Below are 17,654 nucleotides of genomic sequence, written 5' to 3' on the forward strand. Positions count from 1 at the left end.
TCTTCACGGCAGCCACACAGATTACTCCTGTCATGGGCACGGGATCTACGCACGCCGAATCGGGAGAAATCGGGTAGGTGCTTTCGCGTCATGGAGCTCCGGCAGCCAAAATCACCTCTTGTTCCGGGGTGTTGGCCTGTGCCTATGGTGATCGCCGCGCGTGCTGGGTCTCGACCGTTTCGCCAGGACGCGCGCACATCATTCGGCGGCCGGGGGAGCAGTGCCGCCACGGGGAGGGACGGACCGTCATGCCGCGAAACCAGCTCACCGCGCATGCCGCCTTGGTAGGCGTCGCCTGCCGCTCCTGTCCCCGCGCCGGGACAGCGTGCTGATCCGCGCGCATCATCCCGCCTCTGGACGGTTACCCCCGCCTGCCTTCGGCACGAGGGTCGGCACCCAGGGGGCGGGGAGGCCGATCTTCGAGGTCGCCTTCAACGGCAAGACCCAGCGCGTGGCCGTTAGCGTGGGCGACAACGGATTCGTGATCGGAGCAAACCCCGTATGACCCTCGAAGAACCGCGGCACATGCTCGTGCAGGCCCGGGGCGAGCCGTCCCCGCTGTACGAGCCGGAGGATCCCGGGGCCTACGAGGACCTCGGGGCCTTCACCCGTAACGTCCCGCTGGACGATTCCCGGCTGGACCTCCCGGCGGATCTGGCGGACGTGCTGCGTTCCTGGTCGCTGACCCGACTGCCGGGGGGTTTCGCATCCCGCCCGGACCTGCGCAAGCACGCAAGGCAGGGCCTGGCGGCCGCCCAGCGACTGGCCAGGCATCTCGGGCCGTCGTGCGCGGTGCGCTACCGGGACGAGCGCCACAGGACGGCGAAGTGGGTGTGCTGGGGCTGCGATCGCCTCCACTGGGAGCGCGACAGCCACGGCACGCCCCCGCACCCGGTCGACATCACGGTCGAGGGCGAGTACAAGTTCGGTCCGCTGCGCTCCGACGGATTCGGGGACTTCTTCCCGGATGATCCCGCCGCCGCCCTGGCCCTGTCCGATGACCTCGTCGCCGCTCTGTACACGTGGGCGGAAAGCATCGACACCACGTTGAACCTGCACCTGCGGGACCGGGAGGACGGCAAGTACGACGCCGAGTGGCAGCGGCTGTTCCGCGAGGGAATGGACCTGGCGGAACAGATCGCACATGAGCTCGGCCCCGCCCGGTCAGTGACCTACAAAGGCCTGGCACATGGTGGGCCGGCCGCGCTGACGTCAGTCACCTGGCAAGGAGACCAGAGGTTGTAGACGCGAGATGAACGTGGCCGGTGGAGCTCAGAGAAGACTGTGTATCTCCGCTCCACCGACCACGCCGCTACCAGGGACCGAGCCGTCGGTCTGGCCGGACGGCGGCGCGTTCTTCCGTGACAGGTCGACTGGTTCGGCTTCCGGCCGCAGCGGGGCGAGCGGGGAGCGCCGTCCTTTGTCCACGGTGCGCAGCCGCACCCGGTCGACACCGGTTCCGGAAGCCTGCAGGGCCCCTTTCACGCGTGCCTGGTGCCCAGTGGTGTCGGCACGTCAGGGCCTACACGACCTCGACCTGTGGCGGATGGTCGTTCCAGGTGCAGAAGACCGACACCACCCGGCCGCCGTCCTGGCCGAAGTCCACCCGGATCCAGGTTGAGTTCGTCCAGACCTGCATCGAGGAAGACAGTCCGTCCGTGGAGTCCTGGCCGCCCCCGGCGCTCGCCGAGATCGGCACCGCGCGCGGCGGGTCGTACGCCGTGCCCGCCATCACCGTGTGCACACCCCACCACGACAGCGCATCCCGGCCGGCCCCCACACCCCCACATCCGGCCGGGGTGCGCCCCCACTTGCGTGCAACCGCCTGCCCATAGACGTAACAAAGCCCTACCGGCCCGCCCGGTTCACCGCCGACAGCACGGCCAGGATCGACGCCGTGAGGACGGACGTGTCCTGTCCCGCCCCCCAGCACCGCTCCCCGTCGATGCCGGCGCCGACCCGGCACTCCGCGTACGCCATCGCCGGACTGCCTTGCCCCGTCGCCGTCGCATGCTCGGAGAAGTCGACGACGCCCACCTCGATCCCGGCCGCCGCCAGCGCATGGGTGAATGCCGACACCGGGCCATTGCCGGTGCCCTCGTAGTCGCCTTCCCGCTCACCCACCCGCAGCGTGCAGATGAACCGGTGCTCACCGGCCGGATTCCGGTCTGTGGACCAGGAAGTCAGGGCCACGGAACCGTCCCGGCCGGGTACCAGATACGTCGCCTCGAACAGCTCCCACAGATCCTTCGGCGTGACCTCCAGACCGCTGTCGTCGGTCGCGGTCTGCACCGTACGGGAGAAGTCCGCACGCAGTCCGGCCGGCAGGTTCACCCCGTAGTTGCTCTGCAGCAGATGCGCGATACCACCCTTCCCCGACTGGCTGTTGACCCGGATGACCGCCTCGTACGTACGCCCCACATCTGCCGGGTCGATCGGCAGATACGGCACTTGCCACAGCTCGGAACCGCTGCTCGCGCGATGGGCGAAGCCCTTGCTGATGGCGTCCTGGTGGGTGCCGGAGAAGGCGGTGTGGACGAGATCGCCGCCGTACGGGTGGCGGGGTGGCACCGGCAGCCGGTTGCAGTGCTCGACCGTGCGGCGGATCTCGTCGATGTCGGAGAAGTCGATCATCGGGTCGACGCCCTGGGCGTGCAGATTGAGGGCCAAGTTGACCAGGTCCACATTGCCGGTCCGCTCCCCGTTGCCGAACAGACAGCCCTCCACGCGCTGCGCACCCGCCAGAACGGCGAGTTCGGCGCACGCGGTGCCGGTGCCGCGGTCGTTGTGCGGATGGACGGAGAGGATCACCGAGTCCCGCCGGTCCAGATGCCGGTGCATGTACTCGATCTGGTCCGCGTACACATTCGGCGTCGCGATCTCCACCGTGGCGGGCAGATTGTGGATGACCGGCCGGTCCGGGGACGCGTCCCACAGCTCGGTGAGACTGTTGCAGAGCTCCAGGACGAAGTCCGGCTCGGTGAGGATGAAGACCTCGGGGGAGAACTCGAACCGGATGTCCGCTGCGGGCCGCGACCGCGCCAGCCGCTCCATCTGCGTCGCCGCCTCCAGCACCACACCGTGCACCTCGGCGCGGCTGCGGCCGAGTACGACATCGCGCCAGACGGGGGCGGTCGGGATGTACAGATGGACGACCGCGCGATCCATCCCCTCGATGGACTCGAAGGTACGCTCGATCAGATCCTGCCTGGCCGGGGTGAAGACGACCACGGTGACGTCGTCCGGCACCGCGCCGCTCGTGGCCAGATGCCGGACGAAGTCGAAGTCGGTGCGGCTCGCGGACGGATAGCCGACCTCGATCTCCTTGAACCCCATGGCGACGAGCAGATCGAACATCCGGCGCTTGCGCGGCGTGTCCATCGGTTCGGCCAGTGCCTGGTTGCCGTCCCGCAGATCCACGGGTACCCAGAGCGGAGCCTGCTCGATACGGGCCTGCGGCCAGGTGCGGCCGGTCAGCGGGACCTCGACGCGGTCGAAGACGGAGCGGTAGCGGTGGGACGGCATGGAGCTGGCGCGCTGCGGGTTCCAGCGGGGCGCGTCGGCGGGCACGGGCCCGCGCGGGGTGCAGATCGTGGGGAAGCTGTGCATCGGTGACAGACGGTCGGACATGAAGACGGACTCTTCTCGCATCGCCGGATGCGACCGGCACAGCACGGCACCCCGCGGCGGGGTGCCGGTCGCTTCAGGCCCCGCCGCGGCAGCCGAGAAGAAGGAGACCGCTGTGCGTCATGCCCGGTACAGTGCCAGAAAGCAAGTCCTCAGACAACCTGACAGGTGAAACCCGTGTCCTCGCTCGGTCCGCTCCGCCCCAGCCCCCTGGTCGAACAGGCCACGCGCCATCTGCGCCAGCAGATCACCGAGGGGCACTGGCCGGTCGGCACGAAGATTCCCGGCGAGACCACCCTGGCCAAGACGCTCGGCGTGGGCCGCTCCACGGTACGCGAGGCGGTGCGCACCCTGGCCACGCTCGGGCTGCTCCAGTCCCGTCACGGCGCGGGCGTCTTCGTCATCGCCGACCACGCGACGGAGGACTGGCCGGCCCGGCTGCGCCGGGCCTCGGTCACCGATGTCTACGAAGTGCGCATGCTGATCGAGGTCCAGGCCGCCCGGCTGGCCGCGCAGCGCCGTACGGACGAGGACCTGGCCGCCCTCGATGCGGCGCTCACCGTGCGGCGGGCGGCGGGGGCCGGGGGAGACGCCGAGTTCGTCGACGCGGACATCGCCCTGCACCGGGCCGTGGTGGTCGCGGCCCACAACCCCGTACTCACCGATCTCTTCGGCGAGTTCGCCCCGGCACTGCGACAGGGTCTCATCGACCTCGTGGAGTTGTTCGGGCTGCGCCGCGAGGATCCGCACCACGGCGACGCGGGCCATGACGCGCTGGTACGGGCCGTCGTGGCAGGCGACGCGGAGTCGGCGGGCCGGGCCGCGCAGACCGAACTGGAGTCCACGCTGGCCCGGCTGCGGGCGGCGTAGTTCTGGTGAACCCCGGCCCGTCCTTCCCGTTGCCCCCGGCGCCCCGTGATGGTGCGTCGGGTTCGGAGAAAGAACGCGGATACGCCCCCGGCGGCCCTCACTGCGAGAGACCCCGTTCACCTTCCGGCGGGCGGTCCGGCGTGAATCGGGGATGACCAAGACCGCTCCCGGGGGCGGGCGGAAATGCGGCGCGGGCGTGCCGACCCGGTGTGACCGGCGAGGCGAGTCTTCCTCAATAAGCCCTTGGCCTGCGCCTTTTCGGGACGGCGTGAGTCCTCGGTCGGTGCCCGCGGGATATGGCAAGACTTGGACGGGACACGGTCTCGTGACTTGAAGGACACACTCGGGCAACGGAAGCGTCTTCAACTCTTGACACTCACCCCCTCAAGGCAGGAACCTTCCGACATCGACGCATGGGAGCGCTCCCACATCGTGCGGGGATTCCCCGCTCGAACGGCACTGCCCGTGTCCTCCCCCCTGAACCAGTCGGCACCCGCACTCACCAGCGCGTATGCCACGCAGTCAGAACGCCAGTCCCACCCTGGAACAAGGAGTAGTGGAATGCGTATCACCCGCACCGTCGCCGGCCGGAGCCGCAGAGTCGCGGTTCTGGTCACCACGGGCCTGACAGTCTCGGCCCTGTTGCTGACCGGCTGCAGCAGCGATTCGGATTCATCGGACAACACGGGCTCCGATGCGAACGGGAAGATCACGCTGACCGTCGCCGACTTCGGGCAGTTCGGCTACAAGGAAGCCGGTCTCTTCGCCAAGTACCACGAGCTGCACCCGAACATCACGGTCAAGGAAAGCGCCACGGCCGACGAGAAGGTCTACTACCCCAAGTTCCTCCAGCAGCTCAACACGGGCAGCGGCCTGGCCGACGTGCAGGGCATCGAGGTCGGCCGCGTCAAGGAGCTCGTCGAAACCAAGTCGGACGCGTTCGCCGACCTCAGTGGCGTTGTTCCAGCCGACCAGTGGGTCGGCTGGAAGGCCCTTCAGGCCACCGCCGACGACGGCAAGGTCATCGGAGCCGGCACCGACATCGGCCCGATGTCGCTCTGCTACCGGCGCGACCTGTTCGAGCAGGCCGGCCTGTCGGCCGACCGCGCCGACGTGGCCAAGAAGGTCGCCGGCGGCTGGGCGGACTACCTCAAGCTCGGCGAGGAGTACAAGAAGAAGGCCCCCAAGGGCACCTTCTACATGGACTCCGCCAGCGCCATGTACAACGGTGTGGTCTCCTCGAGCGAGGAGCAGTACTACGCCAAGGACGGCAAGGCGATCTACAAGGACAGCGCCGGCGTCAAGGCGGGCTGGGACCTCGCAGCCGAAGCCGCCAAGAAGCAACTGAGCCAGGGCCTGCCCCAGTTCAGCAACCAGTGGCAGGCGGCCCTGCGCAAGGGCACCATCGCCACCGTGGCCTGCCCCGCCTGGATGGCTGCCCAGATCTCCACGTACGCCGGTGACTCGTTCAAGGGCAAGTGGGACATCGCCCACGCCCCGGGTTCGACCGCGGCCAACTGGGGCGGCTCGTTCCTGTCCGTGCCCGCGAAGGGCAAGCACGTCAAGGAGGCCGGTGAGCTCATCAAGTGGCTGACCGCGCCGGAGCAGCAGGCCGCCGTGTTCAAGGCGGCCGGTCTCTTCCCGTCCAACAAGGGTGCCTACGAACTGCCCGACGTGAAGAACGCCAAGCTCGAGTACTTCAACAACGCTCCGATCGGTGAGATCTACGCCGACGAGGCGGCCGTCATCCCCGCAGCCGTGCTCGGCCCGAAGGACGGCGTCATCAAGGACACCATCTCCACCCAGATCAACAACATGGAGCAGCGGGGCACCAGCCCGGACGACGCCTGGGACGCCGCCACCAAGGCGATCGACAAGGTGATCGGCTGATCCTCGCCGATGCGGGCGGCAGGGGGCGTACTCCGAGCCCCAGGCCGCCCGCACCGGTGCCGGCTCCCATGCCGGCCCGTGCACGGATTCCGACACCTCCGCCGGACCTGATCAAAAGTCCGGCCTGCTCCTGCGGTGTCGGCACACCCCAGGGAAGGACTCCCGCCTGTGGCAACCTCCACCCCCATCCGGGATGCGCATGGCTCCCGGCCCGGCCGCCGCGCTCCGAAGCCCGTGTCCTCCAGCCGTCAGGCCTGGCGCAGCCGACTGTGGCGATTCGACGACAAGGCGTCGCCGTACGCGTACATCGCCCCCTTCTTCCTCGTCTTCGGCGCCTTCGGGCTCTACCCGCTCCTGTACACCGGCTGGATCGCTCTGCACCGAGTGGAGATGACCGGGCTCGACCAGATGGAGTGGGTCGGCTGGGAGAACTTCAGCAGGATTCTGCAGGACTCCGAATTCTGGACGGCCGTCAGCAACACCTTCCTCATCGGTGTCATGTCGACGGTCCCGCAGCTGATGGTCGCGCTGGGCCTGGCCCACCTGCTGAACTACAAGCTGCGCGCCAGCACCTTTTGGCGAACGGTGATTCTCACTCCGTACGCCACCTCCGTGGCCTCCGCCGCCCTTGTCTTCGCTCTTGTCTTCCGCGCCGATGGCGGCCTGCTGAACTGGGCCCTGGACTTCATCGGTCTCGGCGACACCAATTGGGCCAACGGGCACTGGTCGTCAAAGATCGCCATCTCGATCATCGTGATCTGGCGTTGGACGGGCTACAACACCCTGATCTACCTGGCCGCGATGCAGGCCGTCCCGTCCGATCTGTACGAGGCCGCCTCGCTCGACGGAGCCTCGCGCTGGCAGCAGTTCCGCAATGTGACGATTCCCGCGCTGCGGCCGACGATCCTCTTCACGATCGTGATCTCGACCATCGGCTCCATGCAGCTGTTCGGTGAACCTCTGCTGCTGGAAGGCGGCACCCTCGGAGCGCAGGGCGGCAACGAGAACCAGTACGAGACGCTCAGCATCTACCTCTACAACTACGGCTGGAATCTCGGGCATCTCGGTCCGGCCGCCGCAGTCGCCTGGGCCATGCTCGCCCTGCTGCTGCTCATTGCCGCGATCAACTGGCTCATCGGCCGCGTCATGCGCAAGACCGCGGCCTGACCGGGAGCGATACCCATGACCACGACCAGCCCCATCACCGCTCCGGATCGCCGCGTCCCCAAGGCCGCCGCCCGCAGCGAAGCCCCAGGCCGCCGCCGGTTCAAGCCCGGCGCGGGCCGCCAGCACCACGCCGGCCCCTTCGCCTACTTCGCCCTCGCCGTCGTCGGCATCGGCTCCCTCTTCCCGCTGTACTGGACACTCGTCGCCGCGTCCCGTACTCAGAATGAGGTGCTGGACACCACCCCGCCGTTCATCCCCGGCGGCAACCTGTTCAACAACCTCGAAGCGGCCTGGGAACAGGCCCACCTCGGCAAGGCCATCTGGAACACGCTCATCGTGTCCGCCAGTATCACCGCGGCGACGCTCTTCTTCTGCACGCTGGCCGGCTACGCCTTCGCCAAGATGCGCTTCAGGGGCCGCGGAGCGCTGATGACAGCGGTCATCGCCACGCTCACGATCCCGCCGCAACTCAGCGTCGTACCGCTGTTCATGATGATGTCCGACATCGGCTGGGGCGGAAAGCTGGAGTCGGTGATCTTCCCGACGCTGGTGAGCGCGTTCGGGGTGTTCTTCATGCGGCAGTACCTGAGCGAGGCGCTGCCCTACGAACTCATCGAGGCCGCCAGGGTCGACGGCGCGAACAACATCCGCATCGTGCGGAGCATCGTGCTCCCCGTGGCCCGCCCGGCCATGATGGTGCTCGGCATGCTCACCTTCGTCCAGGCGTGGAACGACTTCTTCTGGCCGTACCTCGCCCTGAACCAGGAGAACCCCACGCTCCAGGTGGCCCTCGGCCAGCTGAGCGCCTCCTACGTCCCCGACCAGAGCATCGTGATGGCGGGCGCGCTGATCAGCACGCTGCCGCTGCTCGTGGTCTTCGTGATCTTCGGCAAGCAGATCGTCGGGGGGATCATGTCCGGCGCCGTCAAGGGGTGACACCGAGTCACCCGCCCTCCCCCGGACGCCCATACGGCCTGTTCCCTGACCGCAGGCCGTACGGGCCCCCGGAGCTCCACCCCTTACCTGCCCCTGTTCGTCCACCTCTGGGAGCGCTCCCGCATGACTGCTGTACGACCCGACATCGCCCCTAAGCAGGCGCCCGAGGCGGCGGACTTTCCGACCGGTTTCGTCTGGGGGGCGGCCACCGCCGCCTACCAGGTCGAGGGCGGCGCTGCCGAGGACGGCCGCACCCCTTCCATCTGGGACACCTTCAGCCGCACTCCGGGCAAGGTCCGCAACGGTGACACCGGAGACATCGCCGCCGACCACTACCACCGCTACCGCGACGACGTGGCGCTGATGAAGCAGCTCGGGCTGAAGGCCTACCGCTTCTCCGTCTCCTGGTCCCGGGTGCAGCCCACCGGCCGCGGCCCCGCCGTCGAACGCGGACTGGACTTCTACCGCAGGCTCGTCGACGAGCTCCTCGAAGCGGGCATCGCTCCCGTCGCCACCCTCTACCACTGGGACCTGCCCCAGGAGCTGGAGGACGCCGGCGGCTGGCCGCAGCGGGTGACCGCCGAGCGCTTCGCCGACTACGCCGCCATCGTGGCCGGCGCCCTCGGCGACCGCGTCGGCACCTGGACCACCTTCAACGAGCCGTGGTGCTCGGCCTTCCTCGGTTACGGCTCCGGCGTGCACGCCCCCGGCCGCACCGAGCCGGCCTCCGCCCTGCGCGCGGCCCACCATCTCAACCTCGCCCACGGCCGGGCGATCGAGGTTCTGCGCAACCAACTCCCCGCTACCGCGCAGACCTCGGTCACCCTCAACCTCCATCAGGTCCGCCCGCTGACCGACAGCGCGGCCGACGCGGACGCCGCCCGCCGGATCGACGCGGTGGGCAACCGGGTCTTCACCGGCCCGATGCTGCACGGCGCGTACCCCGAGGACCTGATCGCCGACACCTCGCACCTGGTGGACTGGTCGAAGCTGGTCCACGACGGCGACCTGGCCGCCATCTCCCGCCCGATCGACGTCCTGGGCGTCAACTACTACACACCGACGCTGGTCTCCACGCCCGCGGACGGTTCCGGCGACTCGCGCGACGACGGTCACGGCAACAGCGACCACTCCCCGTGGCCCGGCTCCGAGCATGTCGCCTTCCACCTCTCCGAGGGCAAGAAGCGCACCGCGATGAACTGGGCGATCGACCCCGACGGGCTGTACAACCTGCTCATCGACGTCGCCCGGGACCACCCGGGCGTGCCGCTGATGGTCACCGAGAACGGCGCGGCCTTCGACGACTATGTCTCGCCCGAGGGCCTGGTGGAGGACCCCGAGCGGATCGAGTACCTGCGCGGCCACCTCGACGCCGTACAGCGAGCCGTGGCGGACGGCGCGGACGTACGCGGCTACTTCCTGTGGTCCCTGATGGACAACTTCGAGTGGGCATACGGGTACTCCAAGCGCTTCGGCGCCGTCTACGTCGACTACGCCACCCAGCGCCGCATCCCCAAGGCGAGCGCCCGCTGGTACGCCGACGTCATCCGCCGCCACGCACTGCCCCCGGCCACCGACCTCGCCTGAGAGCGACAGGCACCCCCTCCCGAGACCCGGCAGCCCGTGCCGGGTCTCCGTCATTTCCGCCCGCTTTCGGGGGCCGGGGAACCCGGCTCGGTACCCTCGTAGTATGGGAGCGCTCCCATTTCTGATGCTGCGGAGAGGTCGCCGGGCCCGGACGAGTGTCAAGGGATCCAGCACCAGGACTTGGTTCGGTTATCCGACTGTGAGAAATTGACCGCGAACGGGAGGCAGCCATGACGGCAGCGCGAGTACGGAGCGGCGGGCGGCCCACGCTCGAAGAGGTCGCGGCACGGGCGGGGGTGGGGCGCGGCACGGCCTCGCGAGTCATCAACGGCTCCCCACGGGTCAGCGCGCACACCCGCGAGGCGGTGGAGGCGGCCGTCGCCGAACTGGGGTACGTGCCCAATCGCGCGGCCCGCGCGCTCGCCGGGAACCGTACCGACGCCATCGCCCTCGTCGTGCCGGAGCCGGAGACCCGCTTCTTCGCCGAGCCGTACTTCTCCGACATCGTCCGTGGTGTCGGCGCGGCGCTCGCAGACACCGACATGCAGCTGCTGCTCACCCTCGTCGGCAGCGACCGTGAGCGCCGGCGGCTGGCCCAGTATCTGACCGCACACCGCGTCGACGGCGTGCTGCTGGTCTCCGTCCACGCCGACGACCCGCTCCCGGACCTGCTGGAGCAGCTCGGCATGCCGGCCGTGATGAGCGGCCGCAGATCCGCCTCGGAACCGCTCGCCTCGGTCGACTCCGACAACTTCGAGGGCGCCCGCGCAGCCGTCGACCACCTGATCTCCCGGGGCCGCCGCTCCATCGCCACGATCACCGGGCGCCTCGATGTCTACGGTGCCCGGCGCCGCCTCGACGGCTACCGCAAGGCGGTCTCCGCGGCCGGTCTCGGACCGGACGAGCAGCTGATCGCCCCCGCCGACTTCACCGAGGAAGGCGGCGCACAGGCCATGCGAGACCTGCTCGCCCGCCGCCCCGACGTCGACGCGGTCTTCGCCGCCTCCGACGTCATGGCCGCAGGGGCCCGCCAGGTGCTGCGCGAGGCCGGCCGGCGTATCCCGGACGATGTGGCTCTCATCGGCTTCGACGACTCGGCCGTGGCCCGTCACATGGACCCGGCGCTCACCAGCGTGCGCCAGCCGATAGAGGAGATGGGCCGCACGATGGCCCGCGTACTGCTCCAGGAGATCGCGGGCGAGAACCAGGAGCGTCCGCAGATCGTGCTCCCCACGGAACTGATTGTCCGCGACTCCTCGTGACGACCGTCACACGGCCGCCGGTGAGGGTGGCTCAGGCATGAGAAGGGCCCCGGTCATTGACCGGGGCCCTTCCCTTCAGGGTGAGTAACGGGACTCGAACCCGCGACATCCTGGACCACAACCAGGTGCTCTACCATCTGAGCTATACCCACCATGCCCGGTCTTTTTTCCGACCGGCCGAGAAAAAGTGTACAGGGTCCGAGAGGGTGCTCGCGCCCCAGTTGTTCAGCCGCTGATCCCGGCCCCCGAAAGGCCCATGACCAGCGGCTTCGCAACGTCCTACGGCGTGGGCGGCGCGATACGTGCCGCGATCGCCTTGGCGCGCTCCGAGTCCGGACCGGGCTGCGGCACGAAGATCGCCTCGCGGTAGTAACGCAGCTCCGTGATGGAGTCACGGATGTCCGCGAGCGCCCGGTGGTTGCCGTTCTTGTCCGGACTGTTGAAGTACGCCCTCGGGTACCAGCGGCGCGCCAGCTCCTTGACCGAGGACACATCGACGATCCGGTAGTGGAGGTAGCCCTCCAGGGCCGACATGTCCCGCGCCAGGAAGCCGCGGTCGGTGGAGACCGAGTTCCCGCAGAGCGGGGCCTTGCCGGGCTCCTTCACATGCTCGCGGACATAGGCCAGCACCTGGGCCTCGGCGTCGGCCAGGGTGGTGCCCTGGGCCAGCTCGTCGAGGAGACCCGAGGCGGTGTGCATTTGGCGCACCACCTCGGGCATCGTCTCCAGGGCCGCGTCCGGTGGGCGGATCACGATGTCCACCCCTTCGCCGAGCACGTTCAGCTCCGAGTCGGTGACCAGTGCGGCCACCTCGATGAGTGCGTCTTCCGTCAACGAGAGCCCGGTCATCTCGCAGTCGATCCACACCATGCGATCGTTCATGGCTCCACCCTACGGGGCACTCCGTTGGCCCGGCAGGGTCGGGCGCCCGGTGGAGTACGCGTCGGGGCCCGGTTTCCCGTGCTCCGGCTGCCCCGCCCCGACCGTCGCCGACGTGACGGCATGCGGACCCGGTGGGGTGGCCGCAGCCGTGGCACGCCGGCCCGCCGAGGCTCCCTGCGCGGGCACGATCGGCTCGATCGCCGGGGCGTGGGCCTCCGCGCCACCGCCCTGCGGACGGCGGGCCCGGTATGCGGCCCGGTACGCGGCGGGGGAGGAGCCCAGCTGGCGCCGGAAGTGTCCGCGCAGCGCGACCGGCGAGCGGAAGCCGCAGCGGCCCGCGACCTCGTCGACCGAGTACTCGGACGTCTCCAGCAGCCGCTGCGCCTGCAGCACCCGCTGGGTGATCAGCCACTGGAGCGGTGCGCTGCCGGTGAGCGAGCGGAACCTCCGGTCAAAGGTCCGCCTGCTCATGTAGGCGCGCGCGGCCAGCGTCTCCACGTCGAACTGCTCGTGGAGATGCTCCAGCGCCCAGGCCACGACCTCGGCGAGCGGGTCGGAGCCGATCTCCTCGGGTAAAGACCTGTCGAGGTAGCGCTCCTGACCGCCACTGCGCCGCGGCGGCACGACGAGCCGGCGGGCCAGTGCCCCGGCGGCTTCCGTGCCGTGGTCCGTGCGGACGATGTGCAGACAGAGATCGATCCCGGCCGCCGTCCCGGCGGAGGTGAGCACATCGCCGTCGTCGACGAAGAGCTCACGCGGATCGACATGCACCGACGGATAGCGCTTGGCCAGCGTCGGCGCGTACATCCAGTGCGTGGTCGCCGGGCGACCGTCCAGCAGACCGGCGGCGGCGAGCACGAACGCGCCGGTGCACAGCCCGACGATGCGGGCCCCTTCCTCGTGGGCGCGGCGCAGCGCGTCCAGCGCTTCTGCGGGCGGCGGCGAGGTGATCGAACGCCAGGCGGGCACCACGACGGTGCCTGCCCTGCTGATCGCCTCCAGCCCGTAGGGCGCGGTCAGTTCGAGTCCCCCGGTGGTCCGCAGCGGCCCCTCTTCCCCGCCGCAGACGAGGAGTCGGTAGCGCGGAACTCCCGCGTCCTGGCGGTCGATTCCGAACACGGAGAGCGGGATCGAGCTCTCGAAGATGGGGCCGCCGCTGAACAGCAGTACGGCGACGACTTCTCGTCGTCGTCGTCCACTGAGCTTCCGTACAGCCTCCGTTGCGGCGGCGGAGTCCTGGCTCATGACGCTAAGCCCCCCTCGGTGTTCGCGTCTTCCTGGTCCTTACGGGCCTGTCGCTCCTGCACTTTTCCCCTCGGTCCTGCACGAGTCCCCGTCTTCGATACCCAAGATCGAATCTACTGCGTCCCGTGGTGCCGGCGTGACAAGTTCACCAACCGGCGTTATGTCGACAAGGCAACTTGGCGGGAAGCATTCGATCACGAAGGGTTTCATCCAGCGGCCTTGCAGGGAAGTGCGCCTCGCGTTCATGGCCCGTCCCCGTCGGGTGGAAGCGTACCGCGCGGTCTCTTCCTGCCTGGTGGCAAGGGGGTTGATCGGCCAATTCGGCAAGGAAGCGACAGGGGTGTGAAGTTGGCTGAAAATAGATGGTTGTGCGTACGTGATTCAGTCAGTCGACCGGCGCACAACCCCGATGAACGGCCGCTTCTTTGCGCCCCTCGGCAGGTTGGACGGCCGATCGTACGGAAGGACGCGGCGCGACGGCGGGCAGCGGAATCCCGACCGGCGGGCCGATATCGGTCCGGGGCCGGGTGGAGAGCTCTGGACGGGGCGGACGTGCCGGGGCCGGCGCGGCGTGACTCCTGGGAGTGGACCGCCGGCCCGGCGCCGGGCGGCGGAGTGGTGATCCACACCGGGGTGCGGCGGCCCCGGTGCGCGTGGAGTGGGTGACGGATACGGCCCTGCCCGGTCACCGAGGGGAGTCGTTCCGGCCCGCCGGCGTCGATGTACAGCGCAACCGGCATTGCCATACGGGTCCGCCTCGGGCATGCTCCGTGAAACGTCGCACGCGCTTTGCGCGGGTCTGGGCAGTGGAGGAGTGGCGCCGTACCCTTGGGGGTAAGGGGTTGGGAAGATGATTCCCGGACACCGCAACACCGCCCGCTGACGCACCTTCCCCAAGTCGCTCTCCTCACGAGGACTCTCTTCGCCGAGACACCGATGGCCGGTCACGAAATCCCCGAACCCGCCGACCGCAAGCAGGTAGCCGACCCCATGTCGGACCCGCAGGCGGTCGAAGAAACACGTCATTCCTGCGACCCCGCCTTCCGGCATGGGGTCGTGGTCGGCTTCGACGGCTCGACATCCAGTGAGCGCGCCCTCGCATACGCCATCGGTATGGCCCGAAGATCAGGTTCCGGCCTGATCATCGTCCATGTCGCCAATCGGCTGCCGACCACCGTCTGGGCAGGCTGCGAGCCGCCCGTATTCGTCGATGTGCCCGACCACCGCACCGAGGTGCTCGGCCTGGAGCTCGCCTGCGCGGACTACCTCTCCGAGGTTCCCTGGGTGCTCGTCGAGCGCGGCGGGGACATCTGTCACGAGCTGGAGGAGGTCGGCCGGGAGTACTCGGCCGACGCCATCGTCGTCGGCTCCACGCACGGCATCGTCGGCCGCATCTTCGGCTCGGTGGCGGGGCGCCTCGCACGGCGCGCGCAGCGCCCGGTCGTCGTCATTCCCTGAGCGTTCCCCGTCCCGGACGCCCCTGCCGTCACCCTCGTCACCGGCTCCGGACCCCTCAGTCGACGTGGCGTCAACTCGCCTGTGAAAACCGGCAATCTACCGATGCGTAGAGGTGGATTGTGCGCTTGTGAAGGGTACATAAGGGTCACTGGGAAGCAGGACCACTGCATGTGAAGGGAGCCCGCCGTGGACAATGACGTCTCTGCGGGAAGCACCAGCACCTCTACCCTCGGCCATCTCGCCCTGGGACTCACCCTGTTGGCGTTCGGTATCGGTCACACCGGGGTCGTGGACGGTGTGACGGCGGCCGACGCCGTCTCGCTCGCGCTGTATGTCGGCGGTATCGCCCTGTTCGTCGCCGGACTCCTGGAGTTCCGCGCGGGAAGCGGCTTCACCGGCACGGCCTTCGCCGGGCTCGGCGCCTTCTGGTTCACCTGGGGCACCGGCGCCGGCGCGCATGTCTCCAGCCATGCGGCAGGGCTGTTCCTGCTGCTCTGGGCCCTGTTCGCGCTCAGCCTGACCCTCGGCGCGGCCGGTGGCGGTCTGCTCGTCCAGGGGACGTACGCACTGCTGTTCCTGGCGCTTCTGCTCCTGGGCGTCGGGCAGTTCGCGGACAGCGGGAGCCTGGCCAAGGCGGGCGGCTGGCTCGCCGCGGTGTCCGGTCTCGCCGCCTGGTACGGGGCGACGGCGGCGTTGGCCAACTGGCCCACGGCGCTGCCGGGGCGTGCTGCCGGCCGAGGCGTGGCGGCCACCGGCTGAGGCAGCGACCGGGCCGGTGCGGCAAGGGGAAGAGGCACCGGCCCCGATGGGAGCGGCCCCGTACCCGCGGTGGCGGTGGGTACGGGGCCGCTCTGCTCCGGGCACAGCCCGTGCAGGGATGGCTACTCGACGGTGACGGACTTCGCCAGGTTGCGCGGCTTGTCGATGTCACGGCCCATGGCCAGCGCTGTGTGGTACGCGAAGAGCTGGAGCGGGATGCCCATCAGGATCGGGTCCAGCTCGTTCTCGTTCTTCGGTACGACGATGGTGTGGTCGGCCTTCTCCTGCACCTGATGCGCGACGGCGAGGATGCGGCCGCTGCGGGCCTTGATCTCCTCCATCGCGGCGCGGTTCTTCTCCAGCAGATCGTCGTCCGGCACGATCGCGACCGTCGGCATCGCGGGCTCGATCAGCGCCAGCGGCCCGTGCTTCAGCTCGGAGGCGGGGTACGCCTCCGCGTGGATGTACGAGACCTCCTTGAGCTTCAGCGAGGCCTCACGGGCGACGGGGTAGCCGCGCACCCGGCCGATGAACATCATCGACTTGGCGTCCGCGTACTGGGCCGCCAGCTTCTTGATCTCGTCCTCGTTCGCCAGGATCTCGCTGATCTGGGCGGGCAGCCTGCGCAGCCCCTCGATGATCCGCTTGCCGTCGGCGACCGACAGATCCCGGATCCGGCCCAGGTGCAGGGCGAGCAGCGCGAACGCGACGACCGTGTTCGTGAAGCACTTGGTGGAGACGACGCAGACCTCGGGGCCGGCGTGGACGTACGTACCGCCGTCGGCCTCCCGGGCGATTGCCGAACCCACCACGTTGACCACACCGAGCACCCGGGCGCCCTTGCGCTTGAGTTCCTGGACGGCGGCCAGCACGTCGTACGTCTCACCGGACTGGGAGACGGCCACGTACAGGGTGTCGGGGTCGACGACCGGGTTGCGGTAGCGGAACTCGGAGGCGGGCTCGGCGTCCGCGGGGATACGGGCCAGCTCCTCGATCAGCTGCGCACCGATCTGGCCCGCGTGGTACGAGGTGCCGCAGCCCAGGATCTTGATCCGGCGGACCCCGCGCGCCTCGCGGGCGTCCAGGTTGAGGCCGCCGAGGTGCACGGTGGAGAAACGGTCGTCGATCCGTCCGCGGAGCACCCGGTCGACGGCGTCCGCCTGCTCGGAGATCTCCTTGTGCATGTACGTGTCGTGGCCGCCCATGTCGTACGACTCGGCCTCCCACTCCACGGTGGTCGGCGTGGCCGTCGTGGACGAGCCCTCCGTCGTGTACGTACGGAAGTCGTCGGCCTTGAGGGTGGCCATCTCGCCGTCGTCGAGGGTGACGACCTGGCGGGTGTGCGCTACCAGCGCGGCGACGTCGGAGGCGACGAACATCTCCTTCTCGCCGATGCCGAGCACGACCGGGGAGCCGTTGCGGGCGACCACGATGCGGTCGTTGAAGTCGGCGTGCATGACGGCGATGCCGTACGTGCCCTCGACCGACCGCAGCGCCTCGCGGACCTTCTCCTCCAAGGTCTCCGCCTGGGCGCGGGCGATCAGGTGGACCAGCACCTCGGTGTCGGTCTCGGAGAGGAAGACGACACCGTCGGCGACGAGCTTCGCACGGAGCTCGGAGGCGTTGTCGATGATGCCGTTGTGGACGACGGCGACCTTGTTGTCGGCGTCCAGGTGGGGGTGCGCGTTCTCGTCGCTCGGGGCGCCGTGGGTGGCCCAGCGGGTGTGGGCGATGCCGGTGGTGCCGGTGAAACGCTTGGGAACGCGGGCCTCGAGCTCGCGGACCCGGCCCTTCGCCTTGACCATCTTCAGGGCGGCGGGCTTCCCGGCCGACGCCTTGCCGGTGATGACGATGCCCGCGGAGTCGTAACCCCGGTACTCCAGCCGCTGCAGCCCTTCCAGCAGCAGCGGAGCCACATCACGCTTCCCGATATATCCGACGATTCCGCACATAAAGTCTCTGCCCCTCCAT

The 17,654-nt window shown here is 69.2% G+C and carries 14 protein-coding genes and 1 tRNA gene; 9 read left to right on the forward strand and 6 right to left on the reverse strand.

The window, feature by feature from the left end:
• Positions 1 to 501 precede the first annotated feature (501 nt).
• Entirely contained in the window at positions 502 to 1,245 is a 744-nt protein-coding gene (locus tag OG609_RS26350; RefSeq protein ID WP_327275086.1) for a hypothetical protein, read from the forward strand.
• A 277-nt stretch (positions 1,246 to 1,522) separates the two neighbouring features.
• On the opposite strand, the gene OG609_RS26355 is transcribed toward OG609_RS26350, so the two are convergent.
• Together OG609_RS26355 and leuA are read right to left on the reverse strand one after the other, a co-directional pair.
• Positions 1,523 to 1,732: a hypothetical protein gene (locus OG609_RS26355; RefSeq protein WP_327278192.1), complete on the reverse strand. Its 210-nt coding sequence runs from the start codon at positions 1,730 to 1,732 to the stop codon at positions 1,523 to 1,525.
• Between the two features lie 116 nt (positions 1,733 to 1,848).
• Positions 1,849 to 3,630 carry a 2-isopropylmalate synthase gene (gene leuA, locus OG609_RS26360; RefSeq protein WP_327275087.1) on the reverse strand — a complete coding sequence of 594 codons (1,782 nt, stop codon included), beginning with the start codon at positions 3,628 to 3,630 and terminating at the stop codon, positions 1,849 to 1,851.
• A 174-nt stretch (positions 3,631 to 3,804) separates the two neighbouring features.
• Here leuA and OG609_RS26365 point away from each other — a divergent pair, with 174 nt between their 5' ends.
• From OG609_RS26365 to OG609_RS26390, 6 genes are all read left to right on the forward strand, one after another.
• The gene (locus OG609_RS26365) at positions 3,805 to 4,497 is read left to right on the forward strand and encodes a FadR/GntR family transcriptional regulator (protein WP_327275088.1); all 693 of its coding nucleotides are present in this window, start codon (positions 3,805 to 3,807) and stop codon (positions 4,495 to 4,497) included.
• Positions 4,498 to 5,058: 561 nt separating this feature from the next.
• A complete protein-coding gene (locus OG609_RS26370) occupies positions 5,059 to 6,387 on the forward strand; it encodes an ABC transporter substrate-binding protein (protein WP_327275089.1) in 1,329 nt (442 codons plus the stop codon).
• Positions 6,388 to 6,555: 168 nt separating this feature from the next.
• The gene (locus OG609_RS26375) at positions 6,556 to 7,554 is read left to right on the forward strand and encodes a carbohydrate ABC transporter permease (protein WP_327275090.1); all 999 of its coding nucleotides are present in this window, start codon (positions 6,556 to 6,558) and stop codon (positions 7,552 to 7,554) included.
• Positions 7,555 to 7,569: 15 nt separating this feature from the next.
• A complete protein-coding gene (locus OG609_RS26380; RefSeq protein ID WP_327275091.1) occupies positions 7,570 to 8,490 on the forward strand; it encodes a carbohydrate ABC transporter permease in 921 nt (306 codons plus the stop codon).
• 123 nt (positions 8,491 to 8,613) lie between these two features.
• The gene (locus OG609_RS26385) at positions 8,614 to 10,077 is read left to right on the forward strand and encodes a GH1 family beta-glucosidase (protein WP_327275092.1); all 1,464 of its coding nucleotides are present in this window, start codon (positions 8,614 to 8,616) and stop codon (positions 10,075 to 10,077) included.
• 230 nt (positions 10,078 to 10,307) lie between these two features.
• A complete protein-coding gene (locus tag OG609_RS26390; RefSeq protein ID WP_327275093.1) occupies positions 10,308 to 11,339 on the forward strand; it encodes a LacI family DNA-binding transcriptional regulator in 1,032 nt (343 codons plus the stop codon).
• Positions 11,340 to 11,418: 79 nt separating this feature from the next.
• Here the strand turns inward: OG609_RS26390 and OG609_RS26395 are convergent.
• The 3 genes from OG609_RS26395 to OG609_RS26405 form a co-directional block, all read right to left on the reverse strand.
• Positions 11,419 to 11,491, reverse strand: a tRNA-His gene (locus OG609_RS26395).
• Between the two features lie 127 nt (positions 11,492 to 11,618).
• Positions 11,619 to 12,221 (reverse strand): oligoribonuclease, encoded by a 603-nt coding sequence (orn, locus tag OG609_RS26400; RefSeq protein ID WP_327275094.1) that lies wholly within the window; start codon positions 12,219 to 12,221, stop codon positions 11,619 to 11,621.
• A gap of 9 nt (positions 12,222 to 12,230) precedes the next feature.
• Positions 12,231 to 13,466: a helix-turn-helix domain-containing protein gene (locus tag OG609_RS26405; protein WP_327275095.1), complete on the reverse strand. Its 1,236-nt coding sequence runs from the start codon at positions 13,464 to 13,466 to the stop codon at positions 12,231 to 12,233.
• Between the two features lie 936 nt (positions 13,467 to 14,402).
• On the opposite strand from OG609_RS26405, the gene OG609_RS26410 reads away from it, so the two are divergent.
• Together OG609_RS26410 and OG609_RS26415 are read left to right on the forward strand one after the other, a co-directional pair.
• Complete coding sequence (locus OG609_RS26410) at positions 14,403 to 14,924, forward strand: universal stress protein (protein ID WP_072489220.1); 522 nt, start codon at positions 14,403 to 14,405, stop codon at positions 14,922 to 14,924.
• Between the two features lie 186 nt (positions 14,925 to 15,110).
• Positions 15,111 to 15,683, forward strand: coding sequence for an acetate uptake transporter (locus OG609_RS26415; protein WP_327275096.1), 573 nt, complete (start codon positions 15,111 to 15,113; stop codon positions 15,681 to 15,683).
• Between the two features lie 122 nt (positions 15,684 to 15,805).
• On the opposite strand, the gene glmS is transcribed toward OG609_RS26415, so the two are convergent.
• Positions 15,806 to 17,635: a glutamine--fructose-6-phosphate transaminase (isomerizing) gene (gene glmS / locus OG609_RS26420; protein WP_327275097.1), complete on the reverse strand. Its 1,830-nt coding sequence runs from the start codon at positions 17,633 to 17,635 to the stop codon at positions 15,806 to 15,808.
• Between the last annotated feature and the right edge of the window lie 19 nt (positions 17,636 to 17,654).

The sequence above is a fragment of the Streptomyces sp. NBC_01224 genome (assembly GCF_036002945.1).
Taxonomy (GTDB): domain Bacteria; phylum Actinomycetota; class Actinomycetes; order Streptomycetales; family Streptomycetaceae; genus Streptomyces.

Excerpts from the sequence above, each read along its gene's own strand:
- OG609_RS26350 (WP_327275086.1), top strand. The coding sequence starts at position 502 with ATGACCCTCGAAGAACCGCGGCACATGCTCGTGCAGGCCCGGGGCGAG.
- OG609_RS26355 (WP_327278192.1), bottom strand. The coding sequence starts at position 1,732 with ATGGCGGGCACGGCGTACGACCCGCCGCGCGCGGTGCCGATCTCGGCG.
- leuA (WP_327275087.1), bottom strand. The coding sequence starts at position 3,630 with ATGTCCGACCGTCTGTCACCGATGCACAGCTTCCCCACGATCTGCACC.
- OG609_RS26370 (WP_327275089.1), top strand. The coding sequence starts at position 5,059 with ATGCGTATCACCCGCACCGTCGCCGGCCGGAGCCGCAGAGTCGCGGTT.
- OG609_RS26380 (WP_327275091.1), top strand. The coding sequence starts at position 7,570 with ATGACCACGACCAGCCCCATCACCGCTCCGGATCGCCGCGTCCCCAAG.
- OG609_RS26385 (WP_327275092.1), top strand. The coding sequence starts at position 8,614 with ATGACTGCTGTACGACCCGACATCGCCCCTAAGCAGGCGCCCGAGGCG.
- OG609_RS26390 (WP_327275093.1), top strand. The coding sequence starts at position 10,308 with ATGACGGCAGCGCGAGTACGGAGCGGCGGGCGGCCCACGCTCGAAGAG.
- orn (WP_327275094.1), bottom strand. The coding sequence starts at position 12,221 with ATGAACGATCGCATGGTGTGGATCGACTGCGAGATGACCGGGCTCTCG.
- OG609_RS26405 (WP_327275095.1), bottom strand. The coding sequence starts at position 13,466 with ATGAGCCAGGACTCCGCCGCCGCAACGGAGGCTGTACGGAAGCTCAGT.
- OG609_RS26410 (WP_072489220.1), top strand. The coding sequence starts at position 14,403 with ATGGCCGGTCACGAAATCCCCGAACCCGCCGACCGCAAGCAGGTAGCC.
- glmS (WP_327275097.1), bottom strand. The coding sequence starts at position 17,635 with ATGTGCGGAATCGTCGGATATATCGGGAAGCGTGATGTGGCTCCGCTG.